General features: G+C 42.3%; 17 protein-coding genes. 4 read left to right on the top strand and 13 right to left on the bottom strand.

Translation table 11 applies throughout. The annotated features are described in order from the left end of the window. Positions 1-5: 5 nt before the first annotated feature. From MP3633_RS09440 to MP3633_RS09415, 6 genes are read right to left on the bottom strand one after another with little or no spacing between them, the layout of a single operon-like run. Entirely contained in the window at positions 6-482 is a 477-nt protein-coding gene (locus tag MP3633_RS09440) for a low molecular weight protein-tyrosine-phosphatase (RefSeq protein ID WP_176335353.1), read from the bottom strand. Then, positions 479-676 (bottom strand): Trm112 family protein, encoded by a 198-nt coding sequence (locus tag MP3633_RS09435; protein WP_112138771.1) that lies wholly within the window; start codon positions 674-676, stop codon positions 479-481. Before MP3633_RS09435 ends, MP3633_RS09440 begins: the two co-directional genes overlap by 4 nt. After that, complete coding sequence (lpxK, locus tag MP3633_RS09430) at positions 669-1,706, bottom strand: tetraacyldisaccharide 4'-kinase (RefSeq protein ID WP_176335352.1); 1,038 nt, start codon at positions 1,704-1,706, stop codon at positions 669-671. The genes MP3633_RS09435 and lpxK overlap by 8 nt, the downstream gene beginning before the upstream one ends. Next, on the bottom strand, positions 1,703-2,125 hold the full coding sequence (locus MP3633_RS09425; RefSeq protein WP_176335351.1) for an ExbD/TolR family protein: 423 nt from the start codon (positions 2,123-2,125) through the stop codon (positions 1,703-1,705). Before MP3633_RS09425 ends, lpxK begins: the two co-directional genes overlap by 4 nt. After that, positions 2,122-2,748 carry a MotA/TolQ/ExbB proton channel family protein gene (locus MP3633_RS09420; RefSeq protein ID WP_112138777.1) on the bottom strand — a complete coding sequence of 209 codons (627 nt, stop codon included), beginning with the start codon at positions 2,746-2,748 and terminating at the stop codon, positions 2,122-2,124. The genes MP3633_RS09425 and MP3633_RS09420 overlap by 4 nt, the downstream gene beginning before the upstream one ends. Before the next feature lie 13 nt (positions 2,749-2,761). Next, positions 2,762-4,696 (bottom strand): ComEC/Rec2 family competence protein, encoded by a 1,935-nt coding sequence (locus MP3633_RS09415; RefSeq protein ID WP_176335350.1) that lies wholly within the window; start codon positions 4,694-4,696, stop codon positions 2,762-2,764. A 44-nt stretch (positions 4,697-4,740) separates the two neighbouring features. Between MP3633_RS09415 and MP3633_RS09410 the strand changes: the two genes are divergently transcribed. After that, complete coding sequence (locus tag MP3633_RS09410; RefSeq protein WP_112138780.1) at positions 4,741-5,265, top strand: DUF2062 domain-containing protein; 525 nt, start codon at positions 4,741-4,743, stop codon at positions 5,263-5,265. 74 nt (positions 5,266-5,339) lie between these two features. On the opposite strand, the gene MP3633_RS09405 is transcribed toward MP3633_RS09410, so the two are convergent. The 5 genes from MP3633_RS09405 to dapA form a co-directional block, all read right to left on the bottom strand. Next, complete coding sequence (locus MP3633_RS09405; RefSeq protein ID WP_176335349.1) at positions 5,340-6,026, bottom strand: ABC transporter ATP-binding protein; 687 nt, start codon at positions 6,024-6,026, stop codon at positions 5,340-5,342. Further along, a complete protein-coding gene (locus tag MP3633_RS09400) occupies positions 6,019-7,263 on the bottom strand; it encodes a lipoprotein-releasing ABC transporter permease subunit (protein ID WP_176335348.1) in 1,245 nt (414 codons plus the stop codon). Before MP3633_RS09400 ends, MP3633_RS09405 begins: the two co-directional genes overlap by 8 nt. 81 nt (positions 7,264-7,344) lie before the next feature. Then, positions 7,345-8,061, bottom strand: coding sequence for a phosphoribosylaminoimidazolesuccinocarboxamide synthase (gene purC, locus MP3633_RS09395; RefSeq protein WP_176335347.1), 717 nt, complete (start codon positions 8,059-8,061; stop codon positions 7,345-7,347). 41 nt (positions 8,062-8,102) lie between these two features. Further along, the gene (locus MP3633_RS09390) at positions 8,103-9,176 is read right to left on the bottom strand and encodes a hypothetical protein (protein ID WP_176335346.1); all 1,074 of its coding nucleotides are present in this window, start codon (positions 9,174-9,176) and stop codon (positions 8,103-8,105) included. After that, positions 9,173-10,054: a 4-hydroxy-tetrahydrodipicolinate synthase gene (dapA, locus tag MP3633_RS09385; RefSeq protein WP_176335345.1), complete on the bottom strand. Its 882-nt coding sequence runs from the start codon at positions 10,052-10,054 to the stop codon at positions 9,173-9,175. Before dapA ends, MP3633_RS09390 begins: the two co-directional genes overlap by 4 nt. A 210-nt stretch (positions 10,055-10,264) precedes the next feature. On the opposite strand from dapA, the gene bcp reads away from it, so the two are divergent. Next, positions 10,265-10,714, top strand: a complete 450-nt coding sequence (gene bcp, locus MP3633_RS09380; RefSeq protein ID WP_176335344.1) for a thioredoxin-dependent thiol peroxidase — start codon at positions 10,265-10,267, stop codon at positions 10,712-10,714. Between the two features lie 52 nt (positions 10,715-10,766). Here bcp and MP3633_RS09375 read toward each other — a convergent pair whose 3' ends face one another. Continuing rightward, positions 10,767-11,747: an aldo/keto reductase gene (locus MP3633_RS09375; protein ID WP_176335343.1), complete on the bottom strand. Its 981-nt coding sequence runs from the start codon at positions 11,745-11,747 to the stop codon at positions 10,767-10,769. Positions 11,748-11,853: 106 nt separating this feature from the next. Between MP3633_RS09375 and MP3633_RS09370 the strand changes: the two genes are divergently transcribed. Together MP3633_RS09370 and MP3633_RS09365 are read left to right on the top strand one after the other, a co-directional pair. Next, positions 11,854-12,750 carry a LysR family transcriptional regulator gene (locus tag MP3633_RS09370; RefSeq protein WP_176335342.1) on the top strand — a complete coding sequence of 299 codons (897 nt, stop codon included), beginning with the start codon at positions 11,854-11,856 and terminating at the stop codon, positions 12,748-12,750. 35 nt (positions 12,751-12,785) lie between these two features. Further along, the gene (locus MP3633_RS09365; RefSeq protein ID WP_176335341.1) at positions 12,786-13,679 is read left to right on the top strand and encodes an AEC family transporter; all 894 of its coding nucleotides are present in this window, start codon (positions 12,786-12,788) and stop codon (positions 13,677-13,679) included. Here MP3633_RS09365 and MP3633_RS09360 read toward each other — a convergent pair. Next, complete coding sequence (locus MP3633_RS09360; RefSeq protein WP_176335340.1) at positions 13,672-14,568, bottom strand: choline sulfate utilization transcriptional regulator; 897 nt, start codon at positions 14,566-14,568, stop codon at positions 13,672-13,674. The genes MP3633_RS09365 and MP3633_RS09360 overlap by 8 nt on opposite strands. Positions 14,569-14,629: the final 61 nt, after the last annotated feature.

Genomic DNA, 14,629 nt, shown 5'->3' with positions numbered 1-14,629 from the left:
TTGACTTAATCTTCTCTTCTAGAGTTAAGGTGATTTACAAAGGCTTGTGCGATGTCTGTAAGGTGTTTTCTCATCACGGTAAAGCCTTCATCCCCACCATAATATGGATCGACCACTTCACCCAAAGCAACGTGTTGATCGAACTCACCAAACATGACTAATGTTGCTATACTGTGTTCTGGCTGGATTTTTTTGAGATTAATCAAGTTCTCTCGATCCATTGCTAGAATCCAATCATACTCATTAAAATCGCTTATTGTGACCTGTCGGGCCTTTTGTTGACTGATGTCGATGCCAACATTTTTGAGCGCGGCAATGGACCTTGAATCAGGTGGGTTGCCAAGGTGATACGCTGCTGTACCTGCAGAATCAAGCTCCAAGAACAAGCGATTGTTTGACGCTACATTTTCTAAAATACCTTGTGCAGCCGGTGAACGACAAATATTGCCTAAACACACCGCTAGCACTTTGTGCGATCTCATTTTACAGAGCCTGACTCTAATCGCTCTTCTGTGGTCAACGTACGAGCTTCTGTTTCTAATAATACAGGAATACCATCGCGAACAGGGTACGCCATACCGCCCACTTTACTGATCAATTCCGTACCATCTTTACTCAAGATTAACGCCGCTTTCGTGACAGGACAAACAAGGATATCTAATAAGCTTTTATTCATGGGAGTTATCCATTTTAATGAAGTTTAATTTTTCTAAAAAGGCTTGCGCAAAGCACTCTGGCAAGTCTAAAGAAACGGGTAAATACCAAACATTTGAATTTAACAGCATCAAGGACTGGCATTTAACCGCATCTTTTTCGGTCATAATGACCGCGCCATTAGACGGAATATCAGCGACTGCAAATGAATGATGGTCCGAAAACCATTGGTAACTGCTGTTTTCTGGCTGTAACCCTAGTTGCTTCAGTGTTTCCACAAAACGATCAGGATTACCAATACCCGCCATAATATGCCATTTTTTTTCATCTACAAATGCACGGTGACAATGTAAACTTTTTATTCCGTCCAGTGATACTAAATTGGTGGGTATCAGAGGCGCTAAAGTAATCGGTAGAGCCAGTTTATCAAGAGCGTCGGTCGTTGTATCTGACACACTGACGATAAAGTCCACGTGCTTTAGCCTTTCTATAGGTTCTCGTAATGGACCAACAGGTAATAATTGACCGTTTCCGATGCCCCGTTTCGCATCAAGCATTGCTACTTCAATGTCTCTGTTTAATTGGTAATGCTGCATGCCATCATCACTGATAATGACATTCACGTCTGTTGTAGCAAGCAGGTATTTTACGGCCTCATCTCTTTTAGGGAACACCACCATTGGGCAATCAGCTCGCCGAGCCAGCATTACCGGCTCATCACCGACATCTTTTGCAACACTGTCAGTATAGACAGATGTTGGCATTTCAATTTTTGCCCCATGTCCACGAGATACAATACCAGGACGATAGCCGTTCGCCTTTAATAATTTGCACAATGCCACCACCATCGGAGACTTACCGGTGCCACCCACACTGATGTTGCCAACAATGATCACTGGAACCGGCGCTTTATAAGACGCTTCGGGGTGCTCTAAGAAAGTCTGTCTTTTTTTGAGTACGACTTTTCTAACCAAAGGTTGAATCGGCCGAAAAACATTTGTCCAACCGCAGCGACCATACCAAGAACGCGTAAATAGAGACTCAACGCTCACTGGGCAGGTTCTTTCTGTGCAGTATGAGCAAGTTTTGTAATGCCTAGATTTGCCGCAGCATCGTACACTCTAAGCACCATGTCATAAGAGGATTTAGCGTCAGCGGTAATAATCAATGGTCGTGTATTATCGCCTTGCGTCACTTCCTTTAAGCCTTGAATTAACGTACTGACTTTTTCATTAATAAGTGTTTGTCCGTTAATGACATATTGACCATCCGCTGTAATGACCAATTCAACATTCTTGGAACGATCTGAACTGGGTGCATTAGACGTTGCCGTTGGTAAGTCAATCGTCAACTCAGTGGATTGATTAAAAGTAGTGCTGACCATGAAAAAAATCAGTAACAAAAAGACGACATCAATCAATGGCGTTAAATTAACTTGTACGTCATCTATTTTTTGACGACGAAACTTCACTGCGCCACTCCTGTTTTATCTCGATCACCGTGTAATGCGTCCACTAGTTTGGTCGATTGTTGTTCCATGGTAACAACAAGCACGTCGATTCTACGGCTAAAAAAGCGGTGGAATATTAACGCAGGAATAGCAACACCAAGTCCTGCTGCGGTAGTCAGTAATGCTTCTGATATACCACCGGCAAGTAATGCTGTATTACCAGCGCCACTTTCCATCAAAACAGAAAATACTTTAATCATACCAACAACCGTACCTAACAAACCAAGCAATGGAGAAATGGCGGCGATCGTCCCTAACGTGTTCATAAAACGCTCTAATTCATGAATGACATGACTGGCTGCTTCTTGAACGCTCTCCTTCATAGAGCCACGACCATGCTTTGAATTTAAAAGGCCCGCGGCAAAAATAGACGCTAATCCCGTTTGAGTCTGCATGGAGCGAATGTATTCAATGGTCATTCTATCGTCACGTAATCGAGTCATTACATCAGACAAAAGACCATTTGGTGCCACTCCTGCTTTTCGCAGTGTCCAAAAACGTTCAATAATAATGGCAAGCGTAAGGATGGAACACGCCATTAACGGCCACATGAAAAAACCACCAGTTTGAATAAAGGCTAACACTTCGCACTCCAATTTAATTTTGATTGTAATTTAACACACTCTCTAACTTTTCTACACGTTTGCAAGTGTCAGATTTTAAGAGAAAAAACGAATAAATGCAGGAAGAATGCTGCAGCGAAATACGATTTTTTTGAAAGTGAAAATCCAGCGATCCTCCAGCAGGAATAACCAACCATTTGACGTTCATCCCGTCCAACATGGCTATTATTTTTTCTGCCCCATCCTGCTTTAATATCAGCCATTTCACACCATGAGCTAAAAGTATCTGAGGCGTGATTTCTGAAGTATTACTTGGCGTTAAGAAATAACCACCTTGCTGCTCTGCATTTAAATAGGAATCGAGTCTTAATCGACCGATGTCCGATCCAACCCAAGTGTTGGTTAACAAGATATCGCTCTTTTCTGTCAAAATCAGTTTGTTATTTTTATTGACCAAGGATAAGCCAGCCTCAGAAGCATTCGACAGCATAGAAGAAAACAAAATAACCCAAATCCCAATAGCACTGATTACTCCTCTTTTCAAAGGGCTTTGATAAACCCAAACGATGACCAAAAGCAACATAAGTAGCCTAGGTACATCAGAGGCATGCTGTTCGAAAATCAGCAATGGCCATTCAAAAGCGATCATCTCAATAAAACTTATAATATAATAAAGCAGTATTTCTAGTTGTTCATAGCTGTAAGTTGAGCCGATTATCAATGCTTCCATACAAGAAAGCAGTGCCCACGGAAACCATAAGAAAGCCGCTAATGGAATAAGTAGAATATTAACCAAAATAGAAGCGCTAGAAATAGCGACTTGCCAACCCAGTATCAGCACCATCGACGCGGTGCTTAGCATCACCTGAACCATGAATAAACGCGATAGCTTTGTCGACGTCTGGCAAAACCCTATTAATAAATACACCATGCTAAATGAAAGCCATAACCCAGGGTTTAGTACCGCCCTAGGTTCAAAAAGTAACACCAGCCATAAAGCAAAGGTGATAATGCTATATGGTGAAAGCTGTAGCGCCAACATTCGAGCACACAAATACACACTAAGCATGATGGATGCCCTAACAACGGGTTCACCCCAGTTTGTTATATAGGCATAAGCAAATAGTAACGGAATCACAATCACGGCATCGCAATGCCAACGAGTCACTCCGTAAAGCAATAGCCTATTAGGAAAAAACCGCCAAACACTTCGACTTATCATTCGACCAATGGCAAACATAAAGCCAGTGTGTAATCCAGAAACCACAAAAAGATGCGCTAAGCCCAGCGTACGAACCATCCAAGTATCACGCTCGCTCCATAAGTCATCCTGACCTAATAACAAAGCCTTAGAAAAGCGCCAATAGTCAAAATTTTCAAAGGCGCGATCAAGTTTAGCCAAGAGCCTGCCTCTTACTGAAAAAGGCTTTTGCTCTAGACGCTGCAAACCTTCATCTGAAAAATGAACAGTCAGTTCTGCCGCTTGTCTTTTTATATAAAGGTTTTGCTGCCACCAAGAACCTTCTTGGTTTGGGAGTACAACGCGAGTAATGACACCCTGATATACCTTCTGCGATGTTTCCACTGAATGAAACTTTGATTGCGAAAAGGTAAGGGAGAAATCATCTTGAGTACGCCGAACACCGTTTTTTTCGAAATACACAAGTCGAACTGACTGATTATCGGACCGAACATCGTGACCTCCTAGTTGAGAGTGATTACTAATGAGCTCTTTATTATCAAAATCTACCAGCAACTCGCTGTCGGTAGTCAGTGGTAAATAAGGGGGTGTTGAGAACTCGCTGGAAAGAACAGAAACAAAGGAGATAAGTGTCAAAAACAATACTATTAAACGCTTTGACCATATTAAGTAGAGACACACCAGAATGATGTGAGTAGAATACACCCACAAATAATCGCTCGGCACCAGTACGGCGCCCATCAATATGGACAAACTACTTAGTAACATAAGACCTCCTTGTCTTAAATTGCTAAATTATTTTTTACCTGATTATGCCGAAGAATTATCTAAAAAAATTCATACCAAATCCAGAAAAACTTAAGCAGAGCAAAGCTTTAGGCCTATTAGGCTCACAGATTTATGAAGCTAATTTATGGCACCTAAATCGAAAATCTGTCGCGCGCGCTTTCTTTAATGGTTTATTCTGGGCATTTATTCCCATGCCGTTTCAGATGTTGGCATCTGCTCTGCTTGCTATACCATTACGCGCAAATATCCCGCTTTCTATAGCTCTGGTGTGGATCACAAACCCCATTACTATGCCCTTTGTTTTTTACTTCAATTACAAAGTGGGCTCATTAATTCTCGGATATCATCACGAAAAAGACTTCAAACTTTCTGTGGAGTGGATCTGGGATAAAATGGAGCACATTTGGCTGCCACTTTACGTAGGTTCCATTGTATCCGGACTCATTGCTGGCGCTATCAGTTACGCTGTCATCATTATTTTATGGCGATTGCACGTCGTGAAACGCTGGAAAGAACGCAAACTTCGGAATAAAAACTCTGAGAAATAGTCAATACAATCGCCAAAATTGACAATCAATCTTGGCGATTGTAAAAGCGCTTTATTTAAGTATTAAACGCCCGCTTATTTTATTGGTTGCAAAACACCTTGAGACAAGCGATAAGCCGAATCCATCCAGCTCAACATTTTCTCATCATGAGTGACCACCAAAAACGCCATATCATAAGTAGCCTTAAGTTCATTGATTAGGTTTTGAATCTCTAACGACGTAGTTTCATCCAAGTTACCAGTTGGCTCATCCATCAACACACACGCCGGACGATTCGACAAAGCACGTGCAATTGCCACGCGTTGCCTTTCACCACCCGATAGCTGTGAAGGCTTATGGTGCAAGCGATCTTTTAAACCAACCTGCCCTAATAATTCTTCTCCACGTTTATTTGCTTCTTTTTTATTCATGCCCGCAATCCACATCGGCATCAATACGTTTTCCAACGCAGAAAACTCAGGAAGCAAATGATGAAATTGGTAAACAAAGCCCATTTCCTTGTTACGCATTTTGGAGCGCTTGGCGTCTTTCATACTAGACCAAGAAACATTCGCCAGTTTTACTTCGCCTGTCGTTGCCAAATCTAAACCGGCAAGTAAGTTAAGCAACGTGGTTTTCCCCGACCCTGAAGATCCGACGATAGCGCAGGCCTGACCTTTGTTTAGGGTCAAATCAATAGAACGAAACACATCCACAATTTGCTTGCCGTCTTGATATTGTTTAGAAAGTGCACGACATTCCAATACCACATTATTATTCATAGCGTAATGCCTCTGCAGGTTCTACTTTTGAGGCTCGCCAAGCAGGGTAAATAGTGGCAGTAACCGTCATTACAAAAGCAGATATAACAATCAATTTCACATCAGACCATTCAAGCTGAGAAGGCAAATAGTTAATAAAATAAACATCTGAACTCAAAAACTGAACATTTAACAGCGTCTGCACGCCGGCAATAATTTCGCTCACATTGAGCGCTAACGTCACACCTAGCACGACACCAATGAATGTTCCCAACATACCAATAAACATACCCTGAACCACAAAAATCCACATAACCTGGCCAGAGGTTAAGCCCATTGTTCTAAGTATGGCGATGTCATTCCGTTTATCCGTTACTACCATTACCAAAGTGGAAACAATATTAAACGCGGCCACAGCAACAATTAGCAGAAGCAGTAAACCGATCATGGTTTTTTCCATTTTAATGGCTTGGAAAAGGTTACCGTGTGTTCGAGTCCAATCGCTTACTCTATTCTGCCCAGGCACAGCCCTAGCAATATCCCAAATGCGAGAAGGCGCTAAGAATAAATCATCAAATGAAATACGTAATGCTTCAACCGAATCTTCTTGATACCGCTTTAGCTTCGCCGCATCCTTAATATTAATATACGCAAGGCTGCTGTCTAATTCAGCGCCCACTTCAAATGTTCCCACAACAGTAAAGCGCTTTAGCACTGGTGCGACACCAGCAATAGAAACATTTGCCTTGGGCAGAATTGCCGTGACTTTATCACCAATATCGACACGTAACATTTTGGCTAGTTGAGCACCCAATACGATACCAAAACGAGTGTCATTAAGAGCATCCAGAGAGCCTGACGCCATGTTTTCATCAATGATGGACACTTTCTTTTCCATTTCTGGATTGATGCCATTTAAGATGGCGCCATGCACACTTGATCCAGATTGAAACATCACTTGTGCTTGAATGTGGGGGGCAACGCCAACCACATTTGGCATTTTTTCAACTAGAGTTGCTGTATTTCGCCAATCATCCAAAACCGGCCCGCCCCATAAAGTTGCATGAGGAACCATGCCTAAGATTCGTTGGCGCAACTCTCGATCAAAGCCATTCATCACAGACAGAACGGTAATTAAAACCATTACACCAAGCGCCAGGCCAGCAATAGATGAGAAACTGATAAAAGAAATAAAGTGGTTAGAACGTTTGGCTCGGGCATAACGCAGGCCGATGGCAATAGGTAGGAAGTTAATCAATGTATGTCCTTGTGTGACAAGCTTGCGTGGCAAAAATGGAGGAACATACTTCCTCCATTATGGACTAAATCGCCAATACGCTTATGCGTCGAAATCAATACCTATACGACGACCTACATCCTCGTAAGCTTCAATCACGCCACCTAAGCCTTGACGGAAACGGTCTTTATCTAATTTTTCTCTGGTATTGGCATCCCATAAACGACAACCGTCTGGGGAAAATTCATCACCCAATACAACCTCGCCTTTATATATGCCAAATTCTAGTTTGGAGTCCACTAGAATCATGCCGCCTTCAGCAAAAATCGCTTTTAATACATCATTCACCTTAAATGTAAGCTCTTTTGCTTTCGCAAGATCGTCTGCTTTTGCCCATCCAAATGATTCAACATGTGATTCGTTGATCATTGGATCACCTAACGCGTCATTCTTTAAAAATAACTCAAACGTTGGGGGTGTTAACGTAATACCTTCTTCTACACCTAGGCGACGACATAAGCTCCCCGCCGCGACATTTCGAACAACACACTCAATAGGCATCATATCAAGACACTTTACCAGTGACTCCGTATCACTTAAAAGCTTTTCAAAATGCGTAGGAATTCCGGCTTCTTGCAGCTTTGTCATGATGAATGCATTGAACTTATTATTCACCATGCCTTTACGGTCAAGCTGCTCTATTCTTTTACCATCAAATGCAGAGGTATCATCACGAAACACTAGAACCATTTTGTCAGGATCATCTGTACGAAATACAGATTTTGCCTTACCTGCATACAGCTCTTGTCGTTTTTCCATTGGAGGGTCTCCGGTCTTCTTTTCTGAGGGGTTAATCTTAATTAGTTTACAAAGCGTTGTACTAAATGAAACGACGTCACTTCAGGATAATCCGTTGCAGAGACATCGATGACCAAAAAATCACCCGCTTTTTGATGGGTGATCTTATACGGGTATTCTCGCTCTTCCCAACTGACATCATCTAAGTTTCGACGATATACATTGAACAATTTTTGCTTTTCGCCCTTGCCTACTGGAATATTGAAATCGACCACATCACCAATACGAGCAACATCTTCCGGAGGCACTGGCGCAAGTAACGGGTCTACTCCTGGGACAATGTAGATTCCAGCCGCACTCAATGTCATTTCTAATTCAGATGGCGAAACATTATTGCCTAGGCGTATTGAATAAATGCCCTTATGGTCAACCCATACCGGAAATGAAGCCGCATCATCGCGATTCGATAGATAAGCAGAAGATTGATTTAATTGACGTCCAATTGTTCCCCATAAGCGTATCGCAACAGAGTAGGCATCATCATTTTGATCTGGACTTATCCAGCCACTTGGTTCGACATCTTGCTGCTCATCACGAAACTGGACACGCATCAAGGTTTTACCTTCTATTTCATTGAAATGAAATGAGAAAGCGGTTTTAGCTGGATGTATTCGTGTAACGCTACTCCACAATGACGCCCACCAACCTTGTGGATGAAAGTCAAACGGAACCGTTGTTATTTGATCGTCAGTTTGCGTTGAAATCGGTGTGCCTGCACCATGTAATGCGGTAAGGAAATCAGCCACGATACGTTTTGATTTCTCTTTGCTTGCAGGTACTAAAAACTCAATAGCATCGTCTTGCTCTGTAATCCCAACCGCAACCATAGGATAAAAAACAAACGGCGCTCTAGGTGTGACAAATGGCTTCGAAGGCTCTAGATCCGCAATCTCTGTTTCATTTGGAATGACTAGAGCATCTTTTGACGATGCTGAACCCTGCGGTACTTCTAATGTCGAGACAACCGGTTTTTGATCTTGATAATCATCTGAATGATCGGTAAAAAAAACACTGCAACCTGACAGCATTAGAGTGAGTGAACCCGCTCCCACTAACTGTAATGTAAACTTATTCATACTAATAAAACTCCAGCTTCTATCATTGCTTGTCGAACGGCAGAATGATGCTGTTCAGAAAGAGGTGTTAATGGTAGTCGAATCCCTTCTTCGCATAGCCCTAATTGACTACAAGCCCATTTAACAGGGATCGGATTGGACTCTAGAAATAAATTTGTGTGTAGTGAACAGATAGCGCTGTCAATTGAGTGAGCACGATCAGCGTTGCCAGCTAACGCAAATTCAGCTGCTTGCGCCACAGCTTTTGGAGCCACATTCGCGGTAACTGAAATATTGCCTTTGCCACCAAGGAGCATAAGTGAAACCGCCGTTGGGTCATCGCCAGAATAAACAGCGAAGCTTACAGGCAATAACTTAATAAGAGCTTCACCTCGCTCTAAATTGCCTGTGGCATCTTTAATTCCCACTATATTTTTGATTACAGAGAGTCGAACGACGGTTTCATTTTGCATATCACATGCCGTTCTACCTGGCACATTGTAAAGAATTTGAGGGATTTCAACGGCGTCTGCAATGGCTTTGAAATGCTGAAACAAACCCTCTTGTGTTGGTTTGTTGTAATACGGTGTGACCAGCAAGCAGGCATCTGCTCCTGCCTCTTTCGCACGACGAGTCAGATCGATAGCTTCATGCGTCGCGTTTGCGCCAGTACCCGCAATAACCGGTACTCGACCATTCACAGTATTGACTACCTGTCGAATCACATTAGCGTGTTCTACTGGTGTCAAAGTGGAAGATTCGCCCGTCGTACCTACGGCAACAATACCGTGGGTACCTTCATTAATATGAAACTCTATTAGATCATCTAATTTTTTAGTATCTACAGCGCCATCTGGTGACATCGGTGTGATAAGCGCAACTAAACTACCTGTGATCATTTCGAGCCTCCGATAAAATTATAAGCGCGCCTATAGTAACGTTCAGATTCAGGTTTAACAATAATCGAGGGGCGTAAAGCCGGGGTAAATTAGCAAGAAAGCGCATTCGGCGGGATTTTTTGCTTAGCTGTTGTTAAGCTAAGACTTTTTTCACTAAAAATAGACAAACTATTTTTCTTTAAATATTTCGTTGAACAGAGAGTAACTATTATGACAATCGAAATTGGACAAATTGCACCGGACTTTAGTGCGAAAGATCAGAATGGTGAGATAATCACACTTAGTCAATTCAAAGGTAAGAAAGTTGCTTTGTATTTCTACCCAAGAGATTCTACACCTGGATGTACGGCTCAAGCTTGCGATCTACGCGACAATTATCAAACGTTACTTGAGCAAGATTTTGTTATTCTAGGGGTCAGTACCGATACAGAGAAAAAACATCAAAAATTTATTGCTAAGTACAATCTACCTTTTCCATTGATCGCTGATACTGAAAAAGACGTACACGAGTTATATGGAACTTGGCAGCTAAAGAAATTTATGGGCCGAGAATCCATGGGAACAGTAAGAACAACGTTTATTATCGATGAAAATGGCCTGATCTCAGACATTATTAGCAAAGTAAAAACCAAAGAACATGCTGCACAAATTCTGAAATAAACAGAACTTAATAAAGAAGGTGCGATAATGCATCGCACCTTCTTTCTCTTACTTATATACCACCGCGAATTTCCATTCTTACTTGTTCACGATAAAAATCACCTAATAATTGATGAGTTTCTTTGCTCAAAGGAGGCAAGGATGACACGCCTGCATTACGTATTACTTGAGAAGAGTGGCTTGCGCCCGCAATAATACTAGACACCTGTGGTTGATCTAATATCCACCGAAGGGAGACATCTAGTACTGTTTGATTATCCGGCAATTTGTTTTTTAACGAGTCAACCAGAGCAACACCCTTTTTAAAAGGAATGCCGTTGAACGTTTCCCCTACATGGAAAGCGGCACCATCTTTGTTGTAAGAGCGATGATCATGCTCATTGAAAACATGATCCGAGCGCATCTTTCCAGACAACAAACCACTCGCCAGTGGCAAGCGCACAATGATGCCGACATTGTTTTTCTCTGCTATTGGAAAAAGCGACTCAACAGCGTCTTGCCGAAAGACATTGAATAAAATCTGTAAACTGGCTATTTCAGGATGCTCACAGCAGAATTTTGCTTCATCCAACATTTCCACGCTAGCGCCGAAATGCTTGATAACACCTTCTTGTTTGAGGTCTTCCATCCAAGTAAGAATATCACCAGCAAAAAGCACCTCTCTTGGCACGCAATGCAATTGAGCCAAATCAATCGCTTCAACCCCTAATCTTTTCGCTGACGCTTGCAAGCTCTTCTTCAATGATGCTTTGCTGTAACCGTCAGGGTATAAAGCGGCATCACGCCCAACTTTTGTAGCAATAATGGGCGGCGTTGTTAAAGCGCGGCGCCATTGCCCTATTCGTTGCTCACTTAAACCGCCGCCGTACACATCGGCTGTATCAAAAAAACTGATTCCGTGATCTACAGCCGTTTGCAAAATAGCATTTGCCTCTTTATCCTCCACGGGGCCAAAGTCATTCCCCAGCTGCCAGCATCCCAAGCCAATTTCTGAGACCTTGAAACCTGTTTTACCTAATATTCTTGTATTCATAAACCTTCTCCGTGCTCACTATTGACCAATGGCACTACTATACGAGCCTTTAAACTGTTTATAATTATCAATACATTAAATGCATTGTTTATTGAGACTTAACAATATGAGTATTCATCTTCCTGAAGGCATACGAACATTTTTAGCGGTTGTGGAAGCCCATAGCTTTTCCAAAGCCGCCGAGCAGCTTAATATTTCCCGAGCGCGAGTCTCGCAGATTATTAGTCGTCTAGAAAAAGACATGGGCGTTCAGTTACTTTATCGGTCGACTCGATCTCTTTCTTTGTCACCTGCTGGTGACACATTTTATCAACTGTCACGACAAGGTATTGATCAGCTGGAGCATGCGGTTCTATCGGCCCAGAATGCACACTCAAGTATTAGCGGACAGATCAGAATCAATGCGGTAGGTGGTTTATTCGGTGAAGAAATACTCGCACCAATATTGGTTCGCTTTATGGCGGAAAACCCTGAAATAGAAATAGATTTAAGCTTTTCAAGCACTCGGGAGGACTTAATCGAAGCGCAGTATGATTTGGTGGTGAGAATGGGGATTTTACCTAATTCAAACCTCATTGGTAGAAAGCTCACCAGCTACACAAACCATCTTGTCGCCAGCCCAAACTACCTAAAGTCAATGTCAGCACTTAATAGTCCAAAGGACTTACTGGATCACGCTTTGATTAATGGCTCGGTGAGAAGGTGGTCTTTTACAAACACCTCAAATGAAGAAAAATATGAACTTCCAGTACAAGGCAAATTAAAATGTTCAAATGGGCACGTTGCAAAATTAGCAACACTAAGTGGTGCAGGTATATCCCGTCAGCCCGCTTATTATGTAGAACAAGAGATTGAGTCAGGGAAGCTCATTGAAATACTTCCACAGTGGCAATTACCTCCTTCCGATGTCACGCTGCTTTACCCGCAATCGAGAAACATAAGTCTTAGAGTGAAAGCACTGGTGCACTATCTCATTGAAGCCTTTAAGATAAGCAACGATTAAAACAAAAGAACGCACAATACAAACAAAGGTTTTCTATGCTAGTGGCATTGGCTAACGCACTCACCCCCATTCTACTCATTATTTGCTTAGGTTTCTTTCTTGGCAAGAAAACAGACTATCTAGATAGTCCCTCGTTAGGCGCGTTGGTCTCAAATTTAGGCTTACCTGCCTTGTTGCTTTACTCGGTATTATCGATGCAAATGCAGGTTTTCAGCATGCTAAAAATCATTGCTGCGACTGTCATTGTGTTAGCTATCGTGGCACTGGCGTCATACGCATTTCTAAAGATCCTCAAATTGCCAACGCGTTTCTATTTACCGTCTATGGTCAACCCAAACACAGGCAATCTTGGTATACCTATCGCTTACGCCTTGTTTGGCAATGAGGGCATGGCCATCGCGGTTGTCATTTCATCGGTTGTACAAATCAGCCATTTCACTTTAGGGGTTGGCTTTATGTCAGGCACCTATCGTCCAAAGCAACTACTTAAGAATGGCCCTGTCATTGCTTTATTGCTTGGTGCGCTGTTATTAAGCTTTAAGGTGAGTTTACCTGCGCCACTAATGAACACACTGAACATGCTCAGTCATATTACATTACCCATCATGCTGATGCTTCTTGGCAAGTCCCTAAGTAGCTTGAATATAAAGGAAAGTAGTAAGATCAATAGAGCGACGGCCTTGTCTCTATTCCGTCCTGCCGTAGGTGCATCGAGCGCATGCCTTGTTGTGTACTTTTTCCCACTCAGCCATTTAGAAAGTTCCGTATTAATTGTACTGAACGCAATGCCAGTTGCCGTTATCAGTTACATGCTGGCCATTAAGTTTAAAGGGCCAGTTGATGAAATTGCGCTGATGATTCTTATTTCTTTACCTACGTCACTTTTCACTGTGGGCTTTCTATGGTGGTTTTATCTTAAAACTACTTAGGTTTAAGCCAATCAAGGAAAACCGTAACAGGAGTGGTTGGGGCTCGCTGCTTAGGGAGTGCAATATAATAACCATTATTTGATTGGACGGTGAAATTCGATAGTGGGACCAATACACCACTTTGAATATAATCATCCAAAAGCGGCGACCAACCTAGACCAATACCTTGCCCAGAAATGGCGGCCTGAACTAATAATGTATAATTATCAAACTCCATAACCGATTCTGATGGCTGCCATTGTGAGCCATTCAGCTGAAAGAGCGACTCCCAATCCATCCATTTTTGTCCCATATCCGCATTTAGCCTTAATAAAGGCGATTTAACTAAATCCGTCAGGTTTGTAAAACCAGCAAATTCATCAAACAATTTTGGACTACAGACGGGATACACTATTTCCGGCAAGAGTTTTTCGGTCAAATACCCTTGATATTGCCCCTCACCAAATAAAATCGCCACATCCGCTTCAATAGACACTAAATCCATTTCTGATTGAGAGGTTTGGATGCGGATATCAATGTCTTTATGCAATCGACGAAACTCTGGCAACCTAGGCATTAGCCAAAAAGCGGCAAAAGCGAAATCCGTTGCGACAGTAATGCGTTGTGATTTAGGTTTCTGTTTTATTTTTTGCAGCACATCTCGTAAATCTCGCAGGCTCGACTGTGTCGTTTTTAACAAAACATGCCCTGCATCCGTAAGCACAACACCACGATAAATTCGCTCAAAAAGAGCGACGCCAAGAGATGCTTCTAACATTCGTATTTGCTGGCTTACCGCTGGCTGCGTGGTACCTAATTCGCGTGCTGCTGCGGTAAAACTTAGCAACCTTGCTGATGTTTCAAAAACGACAAGGGATTGCAAAGGAGGAAGTTCAGTGTCCGTTAACATAAGTAAAACTTATCCCATACATAAGATTTAGGTCAGTTTACAGCATTGGTTTCATAGCGCA

The sequence above is a fragment of the Marinomonas primoryensis genome (genome assembly GCF_013372285.1).
Classification (GTDB): Bacteria; Pseudomonadota; Gammaproteobacteria; order Pseudomonadales; family Marinomonadaceae; genus Marinomonas; species Marinomonas primoryensis.
The sequence above is the reverse complement of the archived record's forward strand: the minus strand, read 5'-3'. Positions and strand labels throughout refer to the sequence as shown.

What these genes read in the sequence shown, in the direction of transcription:
- MP3633_RS09440 (WP_176335353.1), bottom strand. Translation starts at nt 482, where the DNA reads ATGAGATCGCACAAAGTGCTAGCGGTGTGTTTAGGCAATATTTGTCGT.
- MP3633_RS09435 (WP_112138771.1), bottom strand. Translation starts at nt 676, where the DNA reads ATGAATAAAAGCTTATTAGATATCCTTGTTTGTCCTGTCACGAAAGCG.
- MP3633_RS09415 (WP_176335350.1), bottom strand. Translation starts at nt 4,696, where the DNA reads ATGTTACTAAGTAGTTTGTCCATATTGATGGGCGCCGTACTGGTGCCG.
- MP3633_RS09410 (WP_112138780.1), top strand. Translation starts at nt 4,741, where the DNA reads ATGCCGAAGAATTATCTAAAAAAATTCATACCAAATCCAGAAAAACTT.
- MP3633_RS09405 (WP_176335349.1), bottom strand. Translation starts at nt 6,026, where the DNA reads ATGAATAATAATGTGGTATTGGAATGTCGTGCACTTTCTAAACAATAT.
- purC (WP_176335347.1), bottom strand. Translation starts at nt 8,061, where the DNA reads ATGGAAAAACGACAAGAGCTGTATGCAGGTAAGGCAAAATCTGTATTT.
- MP3633_RS09390 (WP_176335346.1), bottom strand. Translation starts at nt 9,176, where the DNA reads ATGAATAAGTTTACATTACAGTTAGTGGGAGCGGGTTCACTCACTCTA.
- dapA (WP_176335345.1), bottom strand. Translation starts at nt 10,054, where the DNA reads ATGATCACAGGTAGTTTAGTTGCGCTTATCACACCGATGTCACCAGAT.
- bcp (WP_176335344.1), top strand. Translation starts at nt 10,265, where the DNA reads ATGACAATCGAAATTGGACAAATTGCACCGGACTTTAGTGCGAAAGAT.
- MP3633_RS09375 (WP_176335343.1), bottom strand. Translation starts at nt 11,747, where the DNA reads ATGAATACAAGAATATTAGGTAAAACAGGTTTCAAGGTCTCAGAAATT.
- MP3633_RS09370 (WP_176335342.1), top strand. Translation starts at nt 11,854, where the DNA reads ATGAGTATTCATCTTCCTGAAGGCATACGAACATTTTTAGCGGTTGTG.
- MP3633_RS09365 (WP_176335341.1), top strand. Translation starts at nt 12,786, where the DNA reads ATGCTAGTGGCATTGGCTAACGCACTCACCCCCATTCTACTCATTATT.
- MP3633_RS09360 (WP_176335340.1), bottom strand. Translation starts at nt 14,568, where the DNA reads ATGTTAACGGACACTGAACTTCCTCCTTTGCAATCCCTTGTCGTTTTT.